The sequence below is a fragment of the Pseudomonas sp. H1h genome (genome assembly GCF_000633255.1).
Classification (GTDB): Bacteria; Pseudomonadota; Gammaproteobacteria; order Pseudomonadales; family Pseudomonadaceae; genus Aquipseudomonas.
The window spans coordinates 44,679-66,949 of sequence record NZ_AYMJ01000003.1; the positions used below are offsets into that span (position 1 = coordinate 44,679).

Below are 22,271 nucleotides of genomic sequence, written 5' to 3' on the forward strand. Positions count from 1 at the left end.
GCGCTATGCACCCCCCTCGATTACTGATCACCCTTGCCGCACTGCTGGTATTGGCCGGTTGCGCCGGCCAGCGCAATCAAGAGGCGGTACCGCGCGCGCCCGCCGAAGTGAAGGCCGAGATCGTGCGGCTGATGCCGGCAAAAGTGCCCGACCGCCAAGGCTGGGCCACTGATATCTACGCCGCGTTCGCCGCGCAGGACATCAGTCCGACCACGCAAAACCTCTGTTCGGTGCTGGCCGTAGCCGAGCAGGAATCGACTTTTCAGGTCGACCCGACCGTGCCGGGTCTGGGCAAGATCGCCCGCGACGAAATCGACCGCCGCGCCGGCAAGGCGCACATCCCGGGGATGCTGGTCAGCGCCGCCCTGGCGGTGCGTTCGCCCACCGGCAAGACTTACAGCGAACGCCTGAGCGCGGCGCGCAGCGAAAAAGAGTTGAGCGCGATCTTCGACGATTTCATCGGCATGGTGCCGATGGGTCGCACGCTGTTTGGCGGATTCAACCCGGTGCACACCGCCGGGCCAATGCAGGTCAGCATCGAATTCGCCGAGCAACACGCCAAGGCGTATCCGTATCCGGTCGGTGGCACGATCCGCCATGAAGTGTTTACCCGCCGTGGTGGCATGTATTTCGGTATCGCCCATTTGCTCGGCTACCCGGTCAGTTACCGCGAACCGCTGTACCGTTTCGCCGACTTCAATGCCGGTTGGTACGCCAGTCGCAATGCGGCGTTTCAGAACGCGGTCAGCCGCGCCTCGGGCATTGCGCTGGCGCTGGATGGCGATCTGATCCGCTACGACTCGATCATGCCCGGCAGCACCGAACTGGCGGTGCGCACCCTCGGCAAGTCGCTGGGCATGCGCAACCCGACCATTCGCGATCAACTGGAGCAGGGCAAGACTTTGGCATTCGAGGAAACCAAGCTCTATCGACGCGTGTTCGAGCTGGCCGAGCAAGCGGAAGGCAAGACATTGCCCCGTGCGATATTGCCGGGGATCGTGCTGCAGAGTCCGAAAATCACCCGCAAACTGACCACCGCATGGTTCGCCAAACGAGTGGATGAGCGTTACAGGCGTTGCATGGCCAAGGGCTGACCCTGCCGTTGGCGGCGAAGCAGCTACAGTTGACCCTGAAGACCGCGCACACAAGTTAAAGGGAGGCGTCATGTATCAACTCTATGGGCACAGAAACTCGGGCGCAGCGGCCATCGAAGCGGCACTGGAGTTGTGCCAGATCGCCTATCGCTTCATCGATATCGAAGCCTCGACCGAAGCGGCCGAGGCACTGTCGCGCCTCAATCCACTGAAACAGGTACCGACCCTGCAATTGCCCGACGGCAGTGCGATCACCGAGAGTGTGGCGATTCTGATTCACCTGGGCCTGAGCTTTCCCGAGTCTGGTCTGTTGCCGGCCAAGGCCGTCGATCGCGATCAGGCGATTCGCGGCATGGTCTACATCGCCAGCAATTGCTATGCGGCCATCGGTGTCATCGATTACCCCGAGCGCTGGCTGGTGATGCCCGACGAAGCCTCGCGGCAGAACCTGATGGCCGGCGCCCGTGAGCGCTTGCACTGGAGTTGGGAAGTGTTTGCCGACCAGTTTTCCGCCGAGCTGTACCTGGACGACGAGACGCCTGGCGCGCTGGATCTGCTGGCGGCGGTGGTGACGCGCTGGGCGGGCAGTCGCGAACACCTGCGCCAGACCCGCCCGGGGTTTTATGCGTGGTTGCAGCGCATCGACCGGCACCCGGTGCTCGCACCGGTGTTTGCGCGGCATTGGCCGTCCTGAACACCCTGTAAGCCCATGTGGGAGCGAGCCTGCTCGCGAAAGCGCTATGTCAGTCAAAAATGCTGCGACTGACAGGACGCTTTCGCGAGCAGGCTCGCTCCCACAGGGTATGGGGGAATTCTGAGGGGCTATTCTCCGCGAATATACTGCTCCAGCTGCTTGATCAGCTCCGCCTGTTCGGCGATCGCTTCTTTCACCAGGTCGCCAATCGACAGCAAGCCGATCAGCTTGCCATCCTGCACCACCGGCAAGTGCCGCAGGCGTTTGTCGGACATGATGCCCAGGCAGGTGTCGACGGTCTGATGGGTGTCCACGGTGATCACCGGCGAAACCATGATGTCGCGCACCGGCGTGCCTACCGACGAGCGCCCATGCAGCACCAGTTTGCGCGCGTAATCACGCTCACTGATGATGCCGACTACCTGGTCGTCTTCTACCACCAGCAAGGCCCCGACGTTTTTCTCGGCCATCTTCATCAGCGCTTCGAGCACCATGTGATCGGGTTTGATCTGGTGCACTTCCTGATTTTTCTGATCTTTGAGCTTGAGCAGTTGGGCGACGGTCTTCATGGCGGTTACTCAGGTGTTGTCGTTGTTCTCCAAGCATCGTAGACCCTTGCGCGCAGGGCAAGGTGGCAAAGCGGCAGATAGCACGCAAAAAACGTCATTTGCCGAATTTTCTTGCCCCATCACCACAGGAGTCAGGTCAACAGGGAAACCCTGTATCAGGACGGGCAGCGTAGAATGCCCCTCTGATTCAATTCCTGAGGTCGCAGTGGTGGATTTACAGCAGGGCTTCGTCCTGACCCGGCATTGGCGCGATACCCCGGCCGGCACCGAAGTCGAGTTCTGGCTGGCGACCGACGCCGGGCCGCGCCGTGTGCGCCTGGCGCCGCAGACGTCAGTGGCGTTTATCCCCGCCGCACAGCGTGAGGCGGCCGAGCGCCTGCTGCACGACGAGAAAAACGTCGAACTGCGCCCGCTGGCCCTGCTGGATTTCGAACATCGCCCGGTGCTCGGCCTGTATTGCCAGCAACACGGCCAGTTGATGCGCCTGGAAACCGCACTCAGCCGCGCCGGCGTCGACGTCTTCGAGGCCGACGTGCGCCCGCCGGAGCGCTACCTGATGGAGCGTTTCATCACCGCACCGGTGTTGTTCGGCGGTACGCCTGATGCCGACGGCGTCTTGCTCAATGCCCAGCTCAAACCTGATCCCAAGTACCGACCTCGACTGCGGCTGGTCTCGCTGGACATCGAAACCACTGAAACCGGCGAGCTGTATTCCATTGCTCTCGAGGGCTGTGGCCAGCGCCAGGTGTACATGCTCGGCGCGCCCAACGGTGACCCGAGCATCGTCGACTTCGAACTGGAGTACTGCGATTCGCGCACCGTCATCCTGAAGAAACTCAACGACTGGTTTGCCCGCCACGACCCTGACGCGATCATCGGCTGGAACGTCGTGCAGTTCGACTTGCGCATCCTCCACGAGCACGCGCGCCGCCTCGGTGTGCCGCTGAAAATCGGCCGTGGCGGTGAGCAAATGCAGTGGCGCGAACACGGCAGCCGCACGCATTTCTTTGCTTCGGCGGCGGGGCGGCTGATCATCGATGGCATCGAGTCCTTGCGCTCGGCGACCTGGAGCTTCCCTTCGTTCAGCCTGGAAAATGTCGCCCAGACCCTGCTCGGCGAGGGCAAGTCGATCGACAACCCGTACCAGCGCATGGACGAAATCAACCGCATGTTTGCCGAGGACAAACCGGCGCTCGCCAAGTACAACCTCAAGGACTGCGAACTGGTCACGCGGATCTTCGCCAAGACCGAATTGCTGACGTTTCTGCTCGAACGCGCCAGCGTCACCGGCCTGCCGGCCGATCGCAGCGGCGGCTCGGTGGCGGCGTTCACCCATTTGTACATGCCGCTGATGCACCGTCAGGGCTTCGTGGCGCCGAACCTGGGCACCAATCCGCCACAGGCCAGCCCGGGCGGCTTCGTCATGGATTCACAGCCGGGGCTGTACGAGTCGGTGCTGGTGCTCGATTACAAAAGCCTGTACCCGTCGATCATCCGCACCTTTCTGATCGACCCGGTGGGGCTGATCGAAGGCCTGCAGCACCCGGACGACGCCGATTCGGTGCCGGGGTTTCGCGGTGCGCGGTTCTCGCGCACCCGGCATTGCCTGCCGTCGATTGTCGCGCGGGTTGCCGAAGGCCGCGAGACCGCCAAGCGCGAGCACAACGCGCCACTGTCGCAAGCGCTGAAGATCATCATGAACGCCTTCTACGGCGTGCTCGGCTCCAGTGGTTGCCGGTTTTTCGATACGCGCCTGGCGTCGTCGATCACCTTGCGCGGCCACGAGATCATGCTGCGCACGCGCAAACTCATCGAAGAGCAGGGCCATGCGGTGATCTACGGCGACACCGACTCGACCTTCGTCTGGCTGCGTCGCCCGCACGGACAGGAAGAAGCAGCGCAGATCGGGCAGGCGCTGGTCAGGCACGTCAACGACTGGTGGCGCGAGCATGTGCGCGAGGAGTACGGCCTGCAAAGCGCCCTCGAATTGCAGTACGAAACCCACTACAAACGCTTTCTGATGCCGACCATTCGCGGCGCGGAAGAGGGCAGCAAGAAACGCTATGCCGGGCTCGTGACCCGCGCCGACGGTAGCGAAGAAATGGTCTACAAGGGCCTGGAAACCGTGCGCACCGACTGGTCGCTGCTGGCGCGGCAGTTCCAGCAGGAACTCTACGAGCGAATCTTCCAGCGCAAGCCGTATCAGGATTACGTGCGCGATTACGTGCGCAAGACCCTCGCCGGTGAATTCGATGATCGACTGGTTTACCGCAAGCGCCTGCGCCGTACCCTCGACGACTACGAACGCAACGTGCCGCCGCATGTTCGAGCGGCGCGGCTGGCCGACGATTACAACGCGCAGCACGGTCGCCCGCGGCAGTATCAGAACGGTGGCTGGATCAGTTACGTCATCACCCTGGCCGGGCCGGAACCGCTGGAAGTGCGCCGTGCCGCGATCGATTACGACCACTACATCAGCCGTCAGCTGCAACCGGTGGCGGATGCGATTCTGCCGTTTGTCGATGACGATTTCTCAACCCTGATCGGGGGGCAACTGGGCCTGTTTTGAGTCCAGCAGTTGCAGGGTCCATTCGTCGAGGATGCCGTGGAAGTAGCGTTCCAGAGCCTGCGTGAACGGGCAGTCGGCGGCGCTGAACTGGGCAAACAGGGTCATCGAGGAGTGGAACTTCAGATCATCAGGGTGACCGAAAATCTCGGCAATCGAACGCTGGCGGATGTTCAGCACCAGCTGCGTGCAGATGCGCAGCCGCGCGCCGAGCAGGTCGTGGGCCAGATAGGCCCGGGCTTCCTCGGCAGACTGAATGGCGAAGCGCCGGGACATCTCGCTGCCACCCAGCCCGGCGAACTGCGGGAACACAAACCACATCCAGTGGCTGCGCTTGCGCCCCTCGTCGAGCTCCCGCTGGACGCGCTCGAAGACCGGGTCCTGAGCCTGGACGAAACGCTGCAGGTTGAACGGGTCGTACTGATCAGTGCTTCTCATGCCGAAGCCCTCGCCAGTGGTCAGCGACTCAGACCATCGCCAGCCGCTGCTTGCGTTGTGGCGCTTTGAATAGCTGATCCAGCGCCGCCAGATCCCCGGCGTCCAGTTGCAACTGCGCCGCTTGTGCATTGAGTTGCACGTGTTCGGGCCGCACAGCCTTGGGAATCGCAATCACCCCATCCTGACGCAGAATCCACGCCAGCGAAACCTGCGCCGGGGTCACGCTGTGACGAGCGGCAATCTTGTTCAGCACCGGTTCAGCCAGCATCGCACCGCCCTGGCCAATCTGGCAGTACGCCATCAGCGGCATGCGCTGCTGTTGGCACCAGGGCAGCAGATCGAATTCGACGCCGCGCTCTTCCAGGTTGTACAGCACCTGATTGGTCGCGCAGGCCGGGGAGGCCAGCTCTTGTAGGTCGTCGACGTCGAAATTCGACACGCCCCAACGGCCGATCTTGCCGTCCGCGCGCAAACGCTCGAAGGCTTCGACGGTTTCTTCCAGTGGATACTGGCCGCGCCAATGCAACAGATAGAGGTCGATGTAATCGGTATCGAGCCGGCGCAGGCTGCGTTCGCACGCTTGCGGGATGCCTTTGCGGCTGGCGTTATGCGGATAGACCTTGCTCACCAGGAACACCTGGTCGCGCAGGCCGGCGATGGCTTCGCCGACGACAGATTCGGCGCCGCCTTCGGCGTACATTTCTGCGCTGTCGATGAAGCTCATGCCGAGTTCGATGCCTTGGCGCAGCGCCGCTACTTCACGCTTGTGCGCCGAGCGGTCTTCGCCCATGCGCCAAGTGCCCTGGCCGATGACCGGAACCTGCACGCCTGCCAACTCGAGAGTACGCATTCAAACCTCCTGTGCTGATGGTCGATACCTTGGTGGGCAGCAGGATAGCGCAGGGGTTCCAATGGCTTCCAGAAAGGAAGTGGATCGGGGTTGTGGCGAGGGGATAAATCCCCTCGCCACAGGAACCCGCTTCACCCTTGGCGGGTGTCAGGCAGGCTATTTCGCGGAAAACTTCAACACCACGCTGTGGTGGTAAGTCTGCCCCGGATCGAGACGCGTGCTTGGGAAATCCGGCTGATTCGGCGAATCCGGATAGTGCTGGGTCTCCAGGGTAAACGCGCCCCAGTGCGGATAGACCTTGCCACCCTTGCCCTTGACCGTGCCATCGAGGAAGTTGCTGGTGTAGAACTGCACGCCCGGCTCGCTGGTGAACAACTGCAAATGGCGCCCGGATTGCGGATCGCTGACCTCGGCGGCAAGCTTGCTCACCTCACCGTTGGTATCCAGCACCCAGTTGAAATCAAAGCCGCCCTGTTTCGGTTCGGCGAATTTCAGCTGCGGGTGATCGGCCTTGATGTGCGCGCCGATGGCGGTGGGCCGGGTGAAATCCATCGGCGTGCCAGCCACGGGGGCCAGTTCTCCGGTCGGGATCAGTTTGCCGGTCACGGGCGTGTAACGGCTGGCGTGCAGGGTGGCGAGCTGTTTCAGCACGTCGCCATTGCCGGCACCGGCGAGGTTGAAGTAGCTGTGGTTGGTCAGGTTCAGCACCGTCGGTTTATCGGTGCTGGCCTTGTAGTCGATGCGCAGTTCGTTGCTGTCGGTCAGGCGATAGGTCACTTGCGTAGTGAGGTTGCCGGGGAAGCCCATTTCACCGTCCGCCGACAGGTAGGTCAGGGTCACACCGACTGAATCCTTGTCTTTGACCGGCTCGGCTTTCCAGACCTTTTTATCAAAACCCAGCGTGCCGCCGTGCAAGGCGTTGGATTTGTCGTTCTGCGGCACCTGATAGCGCTTGCCATCGAGTTCGAACGTGCCGTCGGCCAGGCGATTGCCGAAACGGCCGATGGTCGCACCGAAATACGCCGTGCCCTTTTGGTAGCCCTGAACATCGTCGAAGCCCAGCACCACATCGGCAGACTTGCCGTGTTTGTCCGGTACCAGCAGCGATTGCAGGGTCGCGCCGTAGGTAATGACAGTCGCCTGCATGCCGTGGCTGTTGCGCAGGACGTACTGCTCGACAGGCGTGCCGTCATTGGTTTTGCCGAAGGTTTTGTGTTCAGCAGTCAGGCCGCTGGCGTGGGCGCTGGCAGTGGCGATCATCAGGGACAGTCCTATACCGCAAAGCAGGTGACGGGAATGATGCATGGTTGACCTTCCTTTTTGTTGTTGTTTTCGAGCGCGACGTTCCATCGGTAAAATCGAATGGATGGATGTCGAAATTAGTCGGACTAAATGGTTGTCAGGTAAAAATTTATAGCGGGTTAATCGATTATATCAACAATAAAGACTGACTAATTTGCTTGGCGTTCGTTCGCCAAAAATCGACTGAGCCAACCCGCCACTGCACTTTTTCGCAATTACCGGCTCTATCCATGGCCAGGATGCGGCGACGCCCGCCGCGCAGGAATGTGCCCGTTCGAGAATTCATGCCGAGTGTTTGTGACCTGATCGCTGCTGTTGTTCGCCGCCCGTGCCTGCTGCTGGTGTGCCTGTTGTCGTTGTTGTTCAGCGGTTGCAGCCACCAGGACGGCAACGGTTTCATCGCTCAGATACGTGAGGGGCAGCCGCAGGAATTCCTGCAGACCAGTGTCGACCGCATGGCCACATTGGCGATGCGCGACAACCTCAACAGCCTTTACCGGTTGATGGGCAAACTGTATTTGCGCAATCCGGAAGAACTGCGCAAGTCGGGTTTCCTCGACATCAACACCGCCGTGAAACAGGTACGCCTGGCGGTCGAACAGCAGCAACCGTTGCCAGTGCTGGGCGGGCGCAAGGATCTGGCGGCGCTCAGTTACGCGATGAGTCCGCAATTTCTCGGTGACCGGGTCGGCGCGTTCATCTATGCCATCGGCAGCATGCTGGTCACCGCCCACGGCAATCGCATCGAGTTCTATATGACCGATGCGATCAACCCGACCTTCGTCCACAACGCGGCGCGCAACATCGAGAAAGCCACGTGGATTCTGTCCCAGCGGCAGAACAAGGAAGGTCAGCCGCTGCTGTTCTCCAATGAAATCTCGGAGGAGGGCAGTAACCTCAGTATTGCCACCGAGTTCGGCAAGATCGTCGCGCGGCTCGACTTGCTGACGCAGATGCTCGACGAGCGCTACCGGCGCATTGGCCTGAATTACGCGCAAAGTCTTTTGTTCCTGAATTTTTTGCCGGTGCAGTAAGCCGAGTCGGGTAGAGTGGCGGCCGGATGGTTTGTATACAATCTTCCGTCATCTTGACTCCAAGGGAGCTGCACCTGTCATGACCGACTCCGCAAGCACCGAATTCACCCGCATCGATCACGCCGCCCGCAGCGAAAAACTGCCGTATGCGGCGTTGCTGGCGTTCGCCATGACCGGCTTCATCGCCATCCTCACTGAGACGCTGCCAGCCGGACTGCTGCCGCAAATCGGCGAAGGGCTTGGGGTCAGCGAAGTGCTCGCCGGGCAACTGGTGACCCTGTATGCGCTGGGCTCGATTGTCGCGGCGATCCCGCTGACCGTGGCCACCCGAGGCTGGCCACGGCGGCGGGTGCTGCTGATGACGGTTGGTGGTTTCCTGTTGTTCAACACGGTAACCACCTTCTCCAGCCACTACGGCCTGACGCTGGCCTCGCGGTTCCTCGCCGGGATGGCGGCGGGGCTGTCGTGGGGGATCATGGCGGGTTACGCGCGGGGAATCGTGCCGGTGCATCAGCAGGGGCGAGCACTGGCGATCGCCATGCTTGGCACCCCGGTGGCGCTGTCGCTGGGCACTCCGGCGGGAACCTGGCTGGGCAACCTGATCGGCTGGCGCGCTTCGTTCGGGATCATGTCGGCGCTGGCATTGGTGCTGGCGGCGTGGATCGTCATTGCGGTGCCGGACCGTCCGGGCCAGGCCAGCGTCGAGCGCCTGCCGTTGCTGCAATCGCTGCGTCTGCCGGGCGTGCGGCCGGTGCTGTTCGTGGTCCTGACCTGGATGCTCGGGCACAACATTCTCTATACCTACATTGCACCGTTTCTGATGCAGGCCGGACTGGCCGAGCGGGTCGATCTGGTGCTGCTGGTGTTCGGCCTGTGTTCGCTGGTGGGAATCTGGATCATCGGCGTGCTGGTGGATCGCTGGTTACGCTGGCTGACCCTGATCAGCCTCGCGGTGTTTGCCGTGACCGCACTGGTGCTGGCGCTGGTGGCACCGTCGCCGTGGCTGATCTACGCCTGCATGGCCGTGTGGGGCCTGTCGTTCGGCGGCTCGGCGACGTTACTGCTGACGGCAGCGGCGGACTCGGCCGGGGAGCATGTGGACGTGGTGCAGGCGATGCTCACCACCTCCTGGAACGTGGCGATTGCCGGCGGTGGCTTGTTCGGTGGGTTGCTGCTGGACAGCTCGGGGGCGATGTCGTTTCCGTGGGCGCTGCTGATTTTGTCGCTGATCGCACTGGCGACGGTGTGGATCAACCGTCATCACAGCTTCAAACCGGGCCGGCGCGTGCATTGATCTACCAAGCACCGCATCACCCTGTGGGAGCGGGCTTGCTCGCGAAAGCGGCTTGTCAGTCAACTCATGCGTCGACTGCTACACCTCCTTCGCGAGCAAGCCCGCTCCCACAGCGGATAGGGGGTGTAGCGGGAAGGCATAACCATAGACCGCATCGATATATGTGGTTATATGAAAAATCGCTATGCTGCGGGCCAGATTTTTCCTGTCGTTTTTCTGGACGTCTTAATGGAATTGGCAAATTTCGGCCTGGTCATCGCCGGGTTGGTGGTGGGTTTTATTGTCGGTATGACCGGAGTCGGCGGCGGTTCGTTGATGACGCCGATCCTGCTGTGGTTCGGCATCAACCCGGCAACCGCAGTGGGCACCGACCTGTTGTACGCGGCCATTACCAAATCCAGTGGCGTGCTCGTTCATAAAAAGAACAACAACATCGACTGGGCCATCACCGGCTGGCTGACCCTCGGCAGCGTACCGGCGGTTGCCATGACCCTGTGGTTCCTCAGCACCCTGCACACTGCACCCGACGCGATGAACGCGATCATCAAGCAAGCCCTGGGCTTCGTGCTGTTCGCCACGGCGCTGGCGATTCTGTTCAAGAAGCGCTTGCTGGCATTCGCCCACAAACGCGCTGGCGGCAACTACAACCCGAGTGGCGTGCGCCTGAACGTGATGACCGTGATCACCGGTCTGATCCTTGGCACCATGGTTGCTCTGACCTCGATCGGTGCCGGCGCTCTGGGCACCGTGGCGTTGTTCATCCTTTATCCGTTGCTGCCGACCCGACGTCTGGTCGGCACCGAAATCGCCCATGCCGTGCCATTGACCCTGGTCGCGGGCCTCGGCCACGCCAGCATGGGCAACATGGATTGGGGCGTGCTGGGTTTCCTGCTGGTGGGTTCGCTGCCGGGCATCTGGCTCGGCAGCCACCTCACCGGGCGCATTTCCGATGAATTGCTGCGCCCGTGCCTGGCGACCATGCTGCTGTTGATCGGCTACAAACTGGCGTTCTGATCGATTGCCATGAGCGAAACCACTCTGCATTGCAACGAGCGTCTGGCCATCACCGTCGCCCCCCGGGAAATGCGCATGAGCCATTGGCTGTATGCGCCGCGCGTGGTCGATCAACAGAGCGGGCGGGTGCTGCTGGATCTGAGTGACAGCCTGTGGGATCTGCTGTCCACGGCCGACGAAACGGCCAGTGGCATTGATCTGGTGCTGCGCAAGTATCCGGGGGATGGCCCGGCGCTAACGCTGAGTGTCAGCCTGGAGGACGGACAGCTCAGGATTGCCGGGCGCCTTGTCGATGCTGCAATGCTGGAGTCCGCGCTGGGCTGACTCCTCGTCAAAGGATCAACGCTGGATGACAAACTTCATCACCGTCACCGGCAGATCGTCGTACACCAGATCCTCGACCACCTCCCAACCCAGGCGTGCATACAGCGCTTGCGCGGCGTCGGTGTACAGATACAACTGCGAGACGCCAAGTGCGGCGGCTTCATCGACGATCCTGTTGACCAGTTGCGAAGCGACGCCACGTCCGCGCTCTTCAGCCTTCACATAGACCCCTGCCAGCCACGGCGTCAGTTGCGGGCGGATCTTCATGTCGCTGGCGATCAGCAGTGCGCCACCGAGCAACCTGCCGTCTTCAATGGCCACCACCACGCTTGGGATCGTGCCCTTGCCGCAAGCCGCGCGCATACGATTGGTCCGGGCCTCAAGGGTGTCTGCGGGGCGGAATTGGCCCCACTCCTTGAAATTGAGCTCGGCCAGTTCCTCAATCAGGTGTGGGTGGTCACACAGATAATCGATGTGCATGCGGGTGAACTCCATTTCGTCGGCAGAGCAGCCACCCTACTGTGCTCATAAAAGGTAATCAAATCCCCATTGCGATCACGCCGATGATGTTGCGCAATGTCGTGGCTGTCCTAAGCTTCTGACAAGGCGAAACATATTTGCCGGGCATGCCCGGAACAATCGCCACGATGCGCAATCATTAGAGCGTGGATATCAAAAGGAGATGCGCATGCTCATCAGGTCACTGACCCTGACACTCTTGCTGGCGATTGCCGGCCCCTTGTTCGCCGCAGAAAACGATTCGCCCATCGCCGGGGACATGGGCCGATCCAGACCGCTGATCGTCATCGCCTCCAGCACCGTCGATCCGGTGTGGGTAGGCCTGAAAAAGTCGCTGGAAGATCCGGCGAACAAAAAGGGCGTCACCGATCGCAACATCAAGGTCTACACCATCCTCAATATGGCCGGTCAGCTTGACGGCAAGGACCTCGGCCAGCAGGACACCATGGCCCTGCTGCGCTCGCTGAAGCTGGGCGCGGGGGCGTATCCGAAAGTGTTCCTGTTGGGCAAGGACGGCGAGACCAAGCTGTCGGCCTCGGGCGATGAAGCGAAGTCGGTCGATCTGAAGAAAATCTTCGACACGGTGGATGCGCTGCCGGCGAGTGAGAAAGACATCAGCGCACCGACCGTGGCCGAAACCGCCGCCGCTGCCGCTGAGCCTTCAGCCAAAAAAGGCGACAAGGGCGCCAAGTCGGCCAAACCAGCGAAACCCGCAAAACCCGCCAAGCCACCGGAAATGCCGGATGACTGATCCCGCGACCTGAAACAAAAAATGGGCGACCTGCGCAGGTCGCCCATTTTTTTCGCTGCTTTTGAGCGTTAGTCAGTCAGTGCACTGAAGATGCTATGCGCAATCTTCACCCGCTCGGCATTCGGGTAGTTCTTGTTCGCCAGAATCACGATGCCGATGTCTTTCGACGGCACGAAGGCCACGTAGGCACCGAAACCGCCGGTGGCGCCGGTTTTGTTGTAGAGCACATTGGCCGGTTCAGGCTGTGGTGAGGCCAGCCATGTGACCTTGTGCGCCTCCATGGCCATTTCCGTGGAGTTGCCGGCTTGCAGCCGTGCGAGGCTGATCGGGTAGGGGTAGCGTTCCCAGCCAAGACCCTGGGTCATGTCGCCGACGGTGTAGTAACCGGTGTGGGTATTGGCGATGGCGTGTTGCAGCGGTTGTTCAAGGCCGGCCGGTTTCAGGTTGGCCTGCACGTAACGCAACAGGTCCGCCGCGCTGGTCTTGATGCCATAGGCTTCGGCATCCAGTGCGCCGGGGCTGACACGCACCGGCTGGTCGTTCTTGTCATAGCCCTGAGCGTAGAGTTTTTCTTCGGACGCCGGCACCTGCAGGTAGGTGTGTTGCAGGCCGAGTTTTGGCAGCAGGGTTTCGCCTATCGCCTGATCAAACGGCTGGCCAAGGCTTTTCGCCGCCAGGTAGCCGAACAGGCCCAGGCTTGGGTTGGAATACAGGCGATGGCTGCCAGCCGGATACAACGGTTTCCACTGCTGGTAGTAACCGAGCATCTTGTCCGTCGAATCCGCTTCGGCCGGGAATTGCAGCGGCAGGCCACCAGCGGTGTAGGTGCCCAGTTGCAACACGCTGATGTGGTCGAAGGCGCTGCCCTTGAGGTCCGGCCAGAGATGGCTGGCCTGGGTCGCCAAGTCCAGTTTGCCAGTGGCCTGGGCATAACCGGCGAGTGTCGCGGTGTAGGTCTTGCTCACTGAGCCGACTTCGAACAGGGTGTTTTCACTGACCGCTTGTCCGGTGTCCTTGGCGGCAACGCCGTAGTTAAAGTAATGCGCCTGGCCGTTAATCGTGATGGCCACGGCCAGGCCGGGGATGTGCTGTTGCTGCATCACCGGGGCCACGGTGTTTTTCACCAGGATTTGCAGTTGCTCGTCGCCGGGCGTGGCGGCGATGCACGCGGTGGCGCCGAAAATAAGGCCGAAGGCGCTGCAGGAAATGACTTTGCTCGGGGTGATGAAGGACATGAGTGAACCACTCTCCATGAGTGTTGATGGTGTTATCCCGCTACACTGCGGGCGATTTTCCCGTTGGGCGGCTGATCAGCGCCGTCAATTTAGGCAGTCCGGGGGCAATCGACAAACGATGAATTTTCGCATGAGCCATTAGAAAAATTTGGGACTGGGCATGATTCGACCGCAATTGCCGCTCAATGCACTGCGCGCATTCGAAGCTTCGGCGCGGCATCTGAGCTTTACCCGCGCTGCCGTGGAGCTGTGCGTGACCCAGGCGGCGGTGAGCCATCAGGTCAAAAGCCTCGAGGCGCAACTCAACGTTACCCTGTTCAAGCGCCTGCCGCGTGGGTTGATGCTCACCGGTGAAGGCGAAACCCTGCTGCCGGTGCTGACCACTTCATTTGATCACATTGCGCAGATGCTCGAACGACTGGCCGGTGGACAGTACCGCGAAACGTTGACCGTCGGGGCGGTGGGGACGTTCGCGGTCGGCTGGTTGTTGCCCCGGCTGGCGGACTTTCAGGCAACCCACCCGCTGATCGATTTGCGCCTGTCGACCCACAACAACCGGGTCGACGTCGCTGCTGAAGGACTGGATTACGCGATTCGTTTCGGCGCCGGGGCGTGGCATGGCATTGAGGCAACGCGACTGATCGAGGCGCCGCTGTCGGTGCTGTGCGTACCGGAAATCGCCCGGCAACTGCACACGCCGGGAGACCTGCTGCAACAGCGTCTGCTGCGCTCCTATCGCACCGATGAATGGCCAGAGTGGTTTCACGCTGCCGGCCTGGCGACCCACGCCGCGCCGCCACAGAGCATTGTGTTCGACTCATCGCTGGCAATGATGGAGGCCGCGCTGCAGGGCAGCGGGGTGGCGCTGGCGCCGCCGTTGATGTTCGCCCGGCAACTGGCGGCGGACTTGATTCGCCAGCCGTTCGCGATTGAAATCACCACCGGCAGCTATTGGCTGACACGATTGCAGTCGCGGCCGGAAACGGCGGCGATGAGCGCGTTCAAACAGTGGTTGCTACAAATCTCCGCCTGATACACCCCCCCACCTGTGGGAGCGAGCCTGCTCGCGAAAGCGGTGTGTCAGTCGACAAAAGTGCTGGCTGTAATACCGCATTCGCCTCACTAAAGATCCTCGATCAGACTTCAACCGGTCGCACCACCACCCGCCGTTCCAGATTCAACGCCAGCACACTGATCAACACCACGGCAGCCCCTACCAGCACCATCAGCGACGGCTGCTCGCCCAGACCTACCGAAGCAAAGGCCATCGCCGTTGGCGGAATCAGGTACAGGCTCATCGTCGCCCGGCTCAAATCCACATGCTTGAGCACAAAGCCCCAGGCCAGATACGCCAGCGCACTGGGAAATATCCCCAATGCCAGCACTGCCCACTGCACCCGCAACGGCGCCTTCAACACCGCGTCACTCAGCCCCGGCAGGTAAATCAGCAACAGCAGCGTCCCCGACCACACCGCGTAACACGCAAGGCTAAAACCGTCATAACGCCGCGCGTGATGTTTCTGCAGAGCGAAATAAATGCTCCACGACAGCGCTGCCAGCAGGATCAGCAAGCCATGCGCGTCGATCCGCCCCAGGCCCCGATCGGCGCTGACCACGATCACCACGCCGATCAGCCCCAGCAGCACACAACTCCAGCGCCAGGCACTGACCTGATCCTTGAACAGGTAGCGCGCCAGCAGCGTACTGAACAGCGGGCTGGTTTGCGCCAGTACGCTGGAGGCGCCGGCACTGACGCTTTGCTGGCCGATGTTCAGCGCCACGTGATGCAGGCTGACCGCGAACAACCCCAATGCGAACAGCAGCGGCACGTCGCGTCGTTGCGGCAGGCGAATGCCCTTGAACGCCGCGATCAGCGCCATGAACAGCGATGCCAGGAGAAACCGCAGCAACGCCAGATGGCCGGGTTCATAGGCTTGCAGTCCGAGATGGATGCCGGTCGGCGAATAGGCCCAGCAGGCGACCACGAAGACCATGGCCAGAACGACTTTCAAAGGGGAGGGGGACGACATGATGAGCGCACCAGTGAGGTTGATGCGCCGAGTATCCGGGCGCGAAATCATTCGCCACAACTGACTTATACTGTGCTCAATGTTCACTTTGAGTGATGAGTATGGAGCTGGCACAGATCCGCATGTTCAAGTCCGTGGCCGATGAGGGCAGCATTGTCCGGGCCGCTGAAAAGTTGTTTTGCGTGCCGTCCAACATTACTGCGCGGATCAAGGCGCTGGAGGCGGAACTGGGTGTCGCGTTGTTTCTGCGCGAAGGGCGCGGGCTGCGAATCAGCCCGGCGGGGCAGACGTTTCTGGCGTATGCAGAGAAGATTCTGGCGCTGACCGCCGAAGCCAAGCGTGCAGTTGATCCCGCTGCCGAACCGTCCGGCCCGCTGCGCATTGGCGCCATCGAGTCTTCGGCCACCGGGCGTTTGCCTCGGCTGTTGGCGAAATTTCATCAGCGCTACCCGCAGGTGGCGCTGGAACTGACCACCGGCACCTGGGGCCAGTTGCTCGACGACACCGTCAGCCATCGCCTCGACGGCGCCATCGTTGCGGTGGATGTCGAGCGCTCGCAGCTCAAGCGCACACCGATGTACCGCGAGGAGCTGTTGCTGATTGCCTCGACGTCATTCGGGACGGTGCGCGACATCCACGATCTGCAGGACAAGACCGTGTTCATGTGGCCGCAGGGCTGTCCATATCGGGCGGCACTGGAGCACTGGCTGTTGCGTCAGGGGCAGGCGCTGCCGATCGTCAGCCTGGCGAGTTACGGGGCGATTGTCGGTTGCGTGAGTGCCGGCGCCGGGGTCGCGCTGGTGCCCAAAGGCGTGTACGAGCAATACGCCAAAGGGGCCGGGTGTGTCGGCTACGAATTCCCCGAGCTGACGGCCATCGAAAACCTGTTCTACTGGCACGAAAACGCCGGGGTGCACCCGGCGCGTGAGGCATTTGTAGCGATGTTGCGCGAGGAGTTTCAGGACTGAGAGCCGGTGACATCGCGCATCAACAATCCAAAGCGCAAATCCACCGCATCCGGAATCGGCAGATACACCGTGTGCCCATCGCCCGGGGCGACTTCGATGGCCTCGCCCTTGGCACTCTGCAACTGGTGCAGATCGAAGTGGAAATTGCCCTTGGGCGTCATCAGCTCCAGGTGATCACCCAGTGCAAAGCGGTTCTTCACCTTGACCTCGGCCAGCCGGTCGCGGCGCTCGCCGGTCAACTCGCCGACGAACTGCTGGCGCTCCGACACCGAGCTGCCGTTCTGATAATTCTGGTATTCGTCATGCACATGCCGGCGCAGGAAGCCTTCGGTGTAGCCGCGCTGCGCCAGTGACTCGAGATCGGTCATCAGGCTGCGGTCGAACTCGCGCCCGGCCACGGCATCGTCGATCGCCCGGCGATAGACCTGAGTGGTGCGCGCGCAATAGAAGTGCGACTTGGTGCGGCCTTCGATCTTCAGCGAGTGCACGCCCATGCGGGCCAGGCGCTCGACGTGCTGCACCGCGCGCAGATCCTTGGCGTTCATGATGTAAGTGCCGTGCTCATCCTCGAATGCGGGCATCAGTTCGTCCGGGCGATTGGCTTCCTGCAGCAGGAACACTTGATCGGTCGGTGCACCGATGCCCAGCGTCGGCTCGGGCTGGAAGGTCTGCACGATTTCGCCGAGCTGATTTTCCGTGGCCTGCTGCGCCGAGTATTTCCAGCGGCAGGCGTTGGTGCAGGTGCCCTGATTGGCGTCGCGCTTGTTCATGTAGCCCGACAGCAGGCAGCGCCCGGAGTAGGCCATGCACAGCGCGCCATGAACGAACACTTCCAGCTCCATGCCTGGCACCTGCTCGCGGATTTCGCCGATTTCCTCCAGCGACAATTCCCGCGAGAGGATGATCCGGCTCAGTCCCTGGTGTTGCCAGAACTCGACGCTTGCCCAGTTCACCGTATTGGCTTGTACCGAGAGGTGGATCGGCATCTGTGGAAAGTGCCGGCGCACCAGCATGATCAGCCCCGGGTCGGACATGATCAGCGCGTCCGGCGCCATCTCGATTACCGGCGCCAGGTCCTTGAGGAAGGTCTTCAGCTTGGCGTTGTGCGGGGCGATGTTGACCACCACGTAGAAGCGCTTGCCCTGAGCCTGCGCTTCGCGAATGCCGAGTGCGAGGTTGGCGTGGTCGAACTCGTTGTTGCGCACCCGCAGGCTGTAACGCGGCTGCCCGGCGTAGACCGCATCGGCGCCGTAGGCGAAGGCGTAGCGCATGTTCTTCAGGGTGCCGGCGGGGGCAAGCAGTTCCGGGGCGGCGAGGGGCAGGTCGGGGATCATGGCGGCATCGGTCGCAAAAGCGCGGCAGGGTAGTGCAGCTGCCATCGTGGAGTATTGATCTGGATCTACCTTTGCGCGGGTCGCGCTGATCTGTGCAGAACAAGCACAGATCATGTGCCGGTTTCACTGTGTTCGGTGCAGTGCAGGCTTCTTAAGATGGGCGCATCCACTCAACCGAAGCAGGAACATCCCATGCAGAACTTCACTCGTCGTTGGCTTGCCGCTTGTGCATTTTCCGGTGTGTTGGCCAGCACCGCAGCGATGGCCGACAACCACCCGACCATTCGGGCGATGTCCGGCGCGACAACAGTCGATCATTTGCCGGCCGGCAAATCGGCACTGCTGGTGATCGATTTCCAGAATGAATACTTCAGCGGCAGGATGCCGATCCCGGACGGTGCTGCCGCCCTGGCGAAAACCCGTGAACTGATCACCTTCGCCGACCGCCACGAAATCCCGGTTTATCACGTACAGCACGTCGCGCCGGCGGGTTCGGCGGTGTTCGCCATCGATGGCGAGACGGTAAAGTTCCACAAGGACATGCAGCCACGGGCCAGGGATGTGGTGCTGCAAAAGAGCACCGTCAGCGTGTTCGCCAGTACCGACCTTGACCAGCAGTTGAAAAAAGCCGGCATCCAGACGCTGATCATTTCCGGCCTGATGACCCACGCTTGTGTAGCGGGTGCGGCACGGGATGCCGCGCCATTGGGCTACAACGTGATCGTCGCCGCCGATGCCTCGGCGACCCGCGCCATCACCCGGATCAACGGCGTGTCCATCGACAAGGACTCCCTGCACAAGGCGGCACTGGCAGAAGTCGAAGACACCTTCGGCGACGTGCTCAGCACCGAGCAGATTGTGCAGTTGCCAGTGCGCTGACGGCGTTTGCCGTTCGGCAACTATGCTCCATGAACAAAGATGGCACTCGCGCGCGCCCCGGCGGACTAAGTTGCGGGGCGTGCGAGACGCCTGACTGACATGGATCGGACATGAACGAGAAAACCCTGCAATTCAAATCCCTCACCGTGTTGCTGTTATTGGTGACGGTCGCTTTCATCTGGATTCTGTTGCCCTTCTACGGCGCGGTGTTCTGGGCGGTGATCCTCGGCATTCTGTTTGCGCCGATGCAACGCCGTTTGCAGCAGAAATTCGGCTGGCAACGCAACCTGACGTCTTTATGCACGCTGGGCATTTGCCTGATCATCGCGATTCTGCCGGTGATCATCCTCAGCGTGTTGTTGGTCCAGGAAGGCGCGACGCTGTACAACAATATTGAAAGCGGCCAACTGGACATCGGTGCCTATCTGGCACAGTTCAAACACAGCCTGCCGCCATACTTTCAGCACTTGCTCGACCGCTTCGGCATGGGCGAACTCAACGGGCTGCGCGAGAAAATCGTCAAGGCGTCGATGCAGGGCAGCCAGGTGCTGGCCACTCAGGCGTTCAGTTTCGGCCAGGGCACGTTCGAGTTCGTGGTCAGCTTCGGCATCATGCTGTACCTGCTGTTTTTCTTTCTGCGCGATGGCGCCGAACTGGTGCGCAAGATCCGCACCGCCGTGCCGCTGGAGGAGCACCAGAAGCGCCGCTTGCAGCTGAAATTCAATCGGGTGGTGCGCGCGACCGTGAAAGGCAACCTGGTGGTGGCGGTCACTCAGGGCGCATTGGGCGGGGCGATTTTCTGGCTTCTCGATATCCCCAGCGCGTTGCTGTGGGCGGTGTTGATGGGCTTTCTGTCGCTGCTGCCGGCAGTGGGGGCGGGGATCGTCTGGGCGCCGGTGGCGGTATACTTCCTGCTCAGCGGGATGATCTGGCAGGGCGTGGTGCTGGGGTTGTTCGGGGTCTTCGTGATCGGCTTGGTCGACAACGTGCTACGGCCGATTCTGGTGGGCAAGGACACGCGCATGCCCGATTACATGATTCTGATCTCGACCCTCGGCGGCCTGGCGGTGTTCGGCCTCAACGGTTTCGTGATCGGGCCGCTAATCGCGGCGCTGTTCATGTCCAGCTGGGCGCTGTTCATCGAGACCAAACCGAAAGTCCAGTTGCCTTAAGCGTGGAACGGCGCGCTGACGATTTTCTGCGACAGGGCCTGCGCCGCCGGCAGCGACGTGAGCGGGCCACTGATCGGCTCGCCGTCGCGCACCAGATACCAGCAGGCGAGCAATCCCGTCGCTCTGAGGGAGGCGGGAACAGCGCTGCCGATAACGGACATGATTTGAACCTGGGCCATGAAAAGTACCTCCATCAATCTATGGAGCTACCTTATGGATTCGCTGCGCTCAGGGACAATCAACGCTTTCGATAGTCGTCATTGATAACAGTGAGGACTGTTTCAGTCGACAACCTGATCAAGCATGTGCACCACTTCGCGCTCATTGAGCAGGCCCTTGTGTACCAGATTCTCGGCCAATAGCGAAAGAAACTTGGCGCAGCGATGGCCTTCCAGGTGCTTGAGTTCGGTCAGCGCGCTGTACACCTTGCTTGAGGTGCATAAGCCGACGATGCGGTGCGGGTTTTGAGTAGGCATACAGTCGTCCTTGTTGTTATCAACCTGTTGTTTACGGACGGATTCAGATTGCGGTTCCGTCATGACAAATAAATGACCGTTTTGCGATTTGCCCCCAACGGTCAAGTCCATCATGCCGACTTTAACGGTTCAAACTGTCCCGACAGCGACCTTTACAAGATTTTTTCAGACTTTGCCCGACCGACGGTCATAAAAAAGCCCCGCTATAAAGCGGGGCTTCGTATTGCTGTTACCAGCGACCACCGTAGTAGTGCGGGTGGCCGTAGTAACCGCGTGGTGGGCCGTAGTAAACCGGGCCCGGCACGTAAACCGGTTGTTGCACGTAAACCGGGGCTGGCTGGTAGTAGACCGGTGGCGGCGGCTGTTGCACATAAACCGGTGCCGGTTGAGCGTAAACAGGCTGTTGCACATAGACCGGCCGGTCCTGATTGATCAATGCCGAGCCGATGATGGCCGAGCCGACAATCGCACCAAATACTGCCGGACCCTGCCAGCCACCGCCGTGGGCTTCTGCCTGACCTGTGATAGCGAATGCACCAATCAACAAGGCCACGATGGGGAGTTTACGAATCATGATAATTCCTCGGTTCTTCGACCCGGCGTCCGGGCCTGCACCAGGCCCAAAGTTGTCGCGGGGATACTTCTATGACAGCGAAATTCTGAAAATCAGCACAGCCGCTGGGTAAATTTTGTGTAAGGTCTGTACCGGCTTCTTTACCGGTGGGTCAAAGGGGCACGCGGCCCGTTGCAGACAGGCGCTCATGATCGTTCAGAACCCGATGGAATGGCTAACTCCGTCCATCCGAAAGTCCGTTTGAAGGAGAAGTTTCATGCAGATGAATCCCAACAAAGACACCCAGCTGTGCATGTCCCTGTCCGGGCGCCCGGGGAATTTCGGTCTGCGCTTTCATAACCATCTGTATGAACAGTTGGGCCTGAATTTCTATTACAAGGCGTTCAGCAGTCAGGACCTGTCGGGTGCCGTGGGCGGAATTCGCGCACTGGGGATTCGTGGTTGCGGCGTGTCGATGCCGTTCAAGGAAGCGTGCATCGCGCTGGTCGATGAACTGGATGCGTCGGCGGCGGCGATCCAGTCGATCAACACCATCGTCAACACCCAGGGCCACCTCAAGGCCTACAACACCGATTACATTGCCATCGCGCAGTTGTTGGAAACCCACGCGGTGTCGCAAGGTACGACGTTCGCCCTGCGCGGCAGCGGCGGCATGGCCAAAGCGGTGGCCAGCGCCTTGCGCGATGGTGGCTACAAAAACGGTTTGATCGTGGCGCGCAATGAGCGCGCCGGCCGGGCACTGGCGGATTCGCTGGGTTATCGCTGGCAGGCGGAACTGGGCGAAGAACGTCCGCAAATGCTGATCAACGTCACGCCGGTGGGCATGGACGGTGGGCCGGAGGCGGGGCAACTGGCGTTCGCGCCTGAAGTGATCAAGGCGGCTGACACCGTGTTTGATGTGGTGGCGATTCCGTCGGAAACGCCGCTGATCGTGCGTGGCCGGGCTGAGGGCAAAAAGGTCATTACCGGGTTGGAAGTGATTGCGATCCAGGCGCTGGAGCAATTTGTCCTATACACGGGTGTGCGACCGACTGAAGAGCAGTTTGCGGCAGCGGTGGCGTTTGCACGTAGTTGATTGCGTGTTTGCCGGACTGGCCTCATCGCGAGCAGGCTCACTCCTGCAATGAAATGCATGGCCCTGTGGGAGCGAGCCT

24 protein-coding genes are annotated in these 22,271 nt (G+C 61.1%); 13 read left to right on the forward strand and 11 right to left on the reverse strand.

The window, feature by feature from the left end:
• Positions 1-5 precede the first annotated feature (5 nt).
• Both U862_RS0102095 and U862_RS0102100 read left to right on the forward strand, forming a co-directional pair.
• Positions 6-1,094: a DUF1615 domain-containing protein gene (locus U862_RS0102095; protein ID WP_025108876.1), complete on the forward strand. Its 1,089-nt coding sequence runs from the start codon at positions 6-8 to the stop codon at positions 1,092-1,094.
• A gap of 70 nt (positions 1,095-1,164) precedes the next feature.
• On the forward strand, positions 1,165-1,788 hold the full coding sequence (locus tag U862_RS0102100; RefSeq protein ID WP_025108877.1) for a glutathione S-transferase N-terminal domain-containing protein: 624 nt from the start codon (positions 1,165-1,167) through the stop codon (positions 1,786-1,788).
• Between the two features lie 128 nt (positions 1,789-1,916).
• On the opposite strand, the gene U862_RS0102105 is transcribed toward U862_RS0102100, so the two are convergent.
• Complete coding sequence (locus U862_RS0102105) at positions 1,917-2,357, reverse strand: CBS domain-containing protein (protein ID WP_025108878.1); 441 nt, start codon at positions 2,355-2,357, stop codon at positions 1,917-1,919.
• 208 nt (positions 2,358-2,565) lie between these two features.
• Between U862_RS0102105 and U862_RS0102110 the strand changes: the two genes are divergently transcribed.
• A complete protein-coding gene (locus tag U862_RS0102110) occupies positions 2,566-4,926 on the forward strand; it encodes a DNA polymerase II (RefSeq protein WP_177327305.1) in 2,361 nt (786 codons plus the stop codon).
• Here U862_RS0102110 and U862_RS0102115 read toward each other — a convergent pair.
• The 3 genes from U862_RS0102115 to U862_RS0102125 form a co-directional block, all read right to left on the reverse strand.
• Positions 4,891-5,361 carry a DUF1810 domain-containing protein gene (locus tag U862_RS0102115; RefSeq protein ID WP_025108880.1) on the reverse strand — a complete coding sequence of 157 codons (471 nt, stop codon included), beginning with the start codon at positions 5,359-5,361 and terminating at the stop codon, positions 4,891-4,893. The genes U862_RS0102110 and U862_RS0102115 overlap by 36 nt on opposite strands.
• A gap of 28 nt (positions 5,362-5,389) precedes the next feature.
• The gene (locus U862_RS0102120) at positions 5,390-6,211 is read right to left on the reverse strand and encodes an aldo/keto reductase (protein WP_025108881.1); all 822 of its coding nucleotides are present in this window, start codon (positions 6,209-6,211) and stop codon (positions 5,390-5,392) included.
• Positions 6,212-6,367: 156 nt separating this feature from the next.
• On the reverse strand, positions 6,368-7,516 hold the full coding sequence (locus U862_RS0102125; protein ID WP_025108882.1) for an aldose epimerase family protein: 1,149 nt from the start codon (positions 7,514-7,516) through the stop codon (positions 6,368-6,370).
• A 281-nt stretch (positions 7,517-7,797) separates the two neighbouring features.
• On the opposite strand from U862_RS0102125, the gene U862_RS0102130 reads away from it, so the two are divergent.
• The 4 genes from U862_RS0102130 (at position 7,798) to U862_RS0102145 (ending at position 11,179) form a co-directional block, all read left to right on the forward strand.
• On the forward strand, positions 7,798-8,547 hold the full coding sequence (locus U862_RS0102130; protein ID WP_025108883.1) for a hypothetical protein: 750 nt from the start codon (positions 7,798-7,800) through the stop codon (positions 8,545-8,547).
• 79 nt (positions 8,548-8,626) lie between these two features.
• Positions 8,627-9,841 carry an MFS transporter gene (locus tag U862_RS0102135; protein ID WP_025108884.1) on the forward strand — a complete coding sequence of 405 codons (1,215 nt, stop codon included), beginning with the start codon at positions 8,627-8,629 and terminating at the stop codon, positions 9,839-9,841.
• 228 nt (positions 9,842-10,069) lie between these two features.
• Complete coding sequence (locus U862_RS0102140; protein ID WP_025108885.1) at positions 10,070-10,855, forward strand: sulfite exporter TauE/SafE family protein; 786 nt, start codon at positions 10,070-10,072, stop codon at positions 10,853-10,855.
• 9 nt (positions 10,856-10,864) lie between these two features.
• On the forward strand, positions 10,865-11,179 hold the full coding sequence (locus U862_RS0102145) for a hypothetical protein (RefSeq protein ID WP_025108886.1): 315 nt from the start codon (positions 10,865-10,867) through the stop codon (positions 11,177-11,179).
• 15 nt (positions 11,180-11,194) lie between these two features.
• Here U862_RS0102145 and U862_RS0102150 read toward each other — a convergent pair whose 3' ends face one another.
• Positions 11,195-11,659, reverse strand: coding sequence for a GNAT family N-acetyltransferase (locus U862_RS0102150; protein ID WP_025108887.1), 465 nt, complete (start codon positions 11,657-11,659; stop codon positions 11,195-11,197).
• Positions 11,660-11,867: 208 nt separating this feature from the next.
• Here U862_RS0102150 and U862_RS0102155 point away from each other — a divergent pair, with 208 nt between their 5' ends.
• A complete protein-coding gene (locus U862_RS0102155) occupies positions 11,868-12,449 on the forward strand; it encodes a DUF4174 domain-containing protein (protein WP_025108888.1) in 582 nt (193 codons plus the stop codon).
• Between the two features lie 68 nt (positions 12,450-12,517).
• Here the strand turns inward: U862_RS0102155 and ampC are convergent, their stop codons facing one another.
• The gene (gene ampC / locus U862_RS0102160) at positions 12,518-13,684 is read right to left on the reverse strand and encodes a class C beta-lactamase (protein WP_025108889.1); all 1,167 of its coding nucleotides are present in this window, start codon (positions 13,682-13,684) and stop codon (positions 12,518-12,520) included.
• 160 nt (positions 13,685-13,844) lie between these two features.
• Between ampC and U862_RS0102165 the strand changes: the two genes are divergently transcribed.
• Positions 13,845-14,717, forward strand: coding sequence for a LysR family transcriptional regulator (locus tag U862_RS0102165; RefSeq protein WP_025108890.1), 873 nt, complete (start codon positions 13,845-13,847; stop codon positions 14,715-14,717).
• 103 nt (positions 14,718-14,820) lie between these two features.
• On the opposite strand, the gene U862_RS0102170 is transcribed toward U862_RS0102165, so the two are convergent.
• Positions 14,821-15,714, reverse strand: a complete 894-nt coding sequence (locus U862_RS0102170) for a DMT family transporter (protein ID WP_029977406.1) — start codon at positions 15,712-15,714, stop codon at positions 14,821-14,823.
• A gap of 101 nt (positions 15,715-15,815) precedes the next feature.
• On the opposite strand from U862_RS0102170, the gene U862_RS0102175 reads away from it, so the two are divergent.
• A complete protein-coding gene (locus U862_RS0102175) occupies positions 15,816-16,682 on the forward strand; it encodes a LysR family transcriptional regulator (protein WP_025108892.1) in 867 nt (288 codons plus the stop codon).
• Here the strand turns inward: U862_RS0102175 and yegQ are convergent.
• Positions 16,673-18,016, reverse strand: coding sequence for a tRNA 5-hydroxyuridine modification protein YegQ (gene yegQ / locus U862_RS0102180; protein WP_025108893.1), 1,344 nt, complete (start codon positions 18,014-18,016; stop codon positions 16,673-16,675). The genes U862_RS0102175 and yegQ overlap by 10 nt on opposite strands.
• Positions 18,017-18,208: 192 nt before the next feature.
• On the opposite strand from yegQ, the gene U862_RS0102185 reads away from it, so the two are divergent.
• Together U862_RS0102185 and U862_RS0102190 are read left to right on the forward strand one after the other, a co-directional pair.
• The gene (locus U862_RS0102185; protein ID WP_025108894.1) at positions 18,209-18,895 is read left to right on the forward strand and encodes a cysteine hydrolase family protein; all 687 of its coding nucleotides are present in this window, start codon (positions 18,209-18,211) and stop codon (positions 18,893-18,895) included.
• 110 nt (positions 18,896-19,005) lie between these two features.
• Positions 19,006-20,067 (forward strand): AI-2E family transporter, encoded by a 1,062-nt coding sequence (locus U862_RS0102190; protein ID WP_025108895.1) that lies wholly within the window; start codon positions 19,006-19,008, stop codon positions 20,065-20,067.
• On the opposite strand, the gene U862_RS0102195 is transcribed toward U862_RS0102190, so the two are convergent.
• The 3 genes from U862_RS0102195 to U862_RS0102205 form a co-directional block, all read right to left on the reverse strand.
• Positions 20,064-20,246, reverse strand: a complete 183-nt coding sequence (locus U862_RS0102195; RefSeq protein ID WP_025108896.1) for a hypothetical protein — start codon at positions 20,244-20,246, stop codon at positions 20,064-20,066. The genes U862_RS0102190 and U862_RS0102195 overlap by 4 nt on opposite strands.
• 102 nt (positions 20,247-20,348) lie before the next feature.
• Positions 20,349-20,543 carry a hypothetical protein gene (locus U862_RS0102200; RefSeq protein ID WP_025108897.1) on the reverse strand — a complete coding sequence of 65 codons (195 nt, stop codon included), beginning with the start codon at positions 20,541-20,543 and terminating at the stop codon, positions 20,349-20,351.
• Positions 20,544-20,772: 229 nt separating this feature from the next.
• Positions 20,773-21,117 carry a hypothetical protein gene (locus U862_RS0102205; protein WP_025108898.1) on the reverse strand — a complete coding sequence of 115 codons (345 nt, stop codon included), beginning with the start codon at positions 21,115-21,117 and terminating at the stop codon, positions 20,773-20,775.
• Between the two features lie 256 nt (positions 21,118-21,373).
• Here U862_RS0102205 and U862_RS0102210 point away from each other — a divergent pair, with 256 nt between their 5' ends.
• Positions 21,374-22,192: a shikimate 5-dehydrogenase gene (locus U862_RS0102210; RefSeq protein ID WP_025108899.1), complete on the forward strand. Its 819-nt coding sequence runs from the start codon at positions 21,374-21,376 to the stop codon at positions 22,190-22,192.
• Positions 22,193-22,271 lie beyond the last annotated feature (79 nt).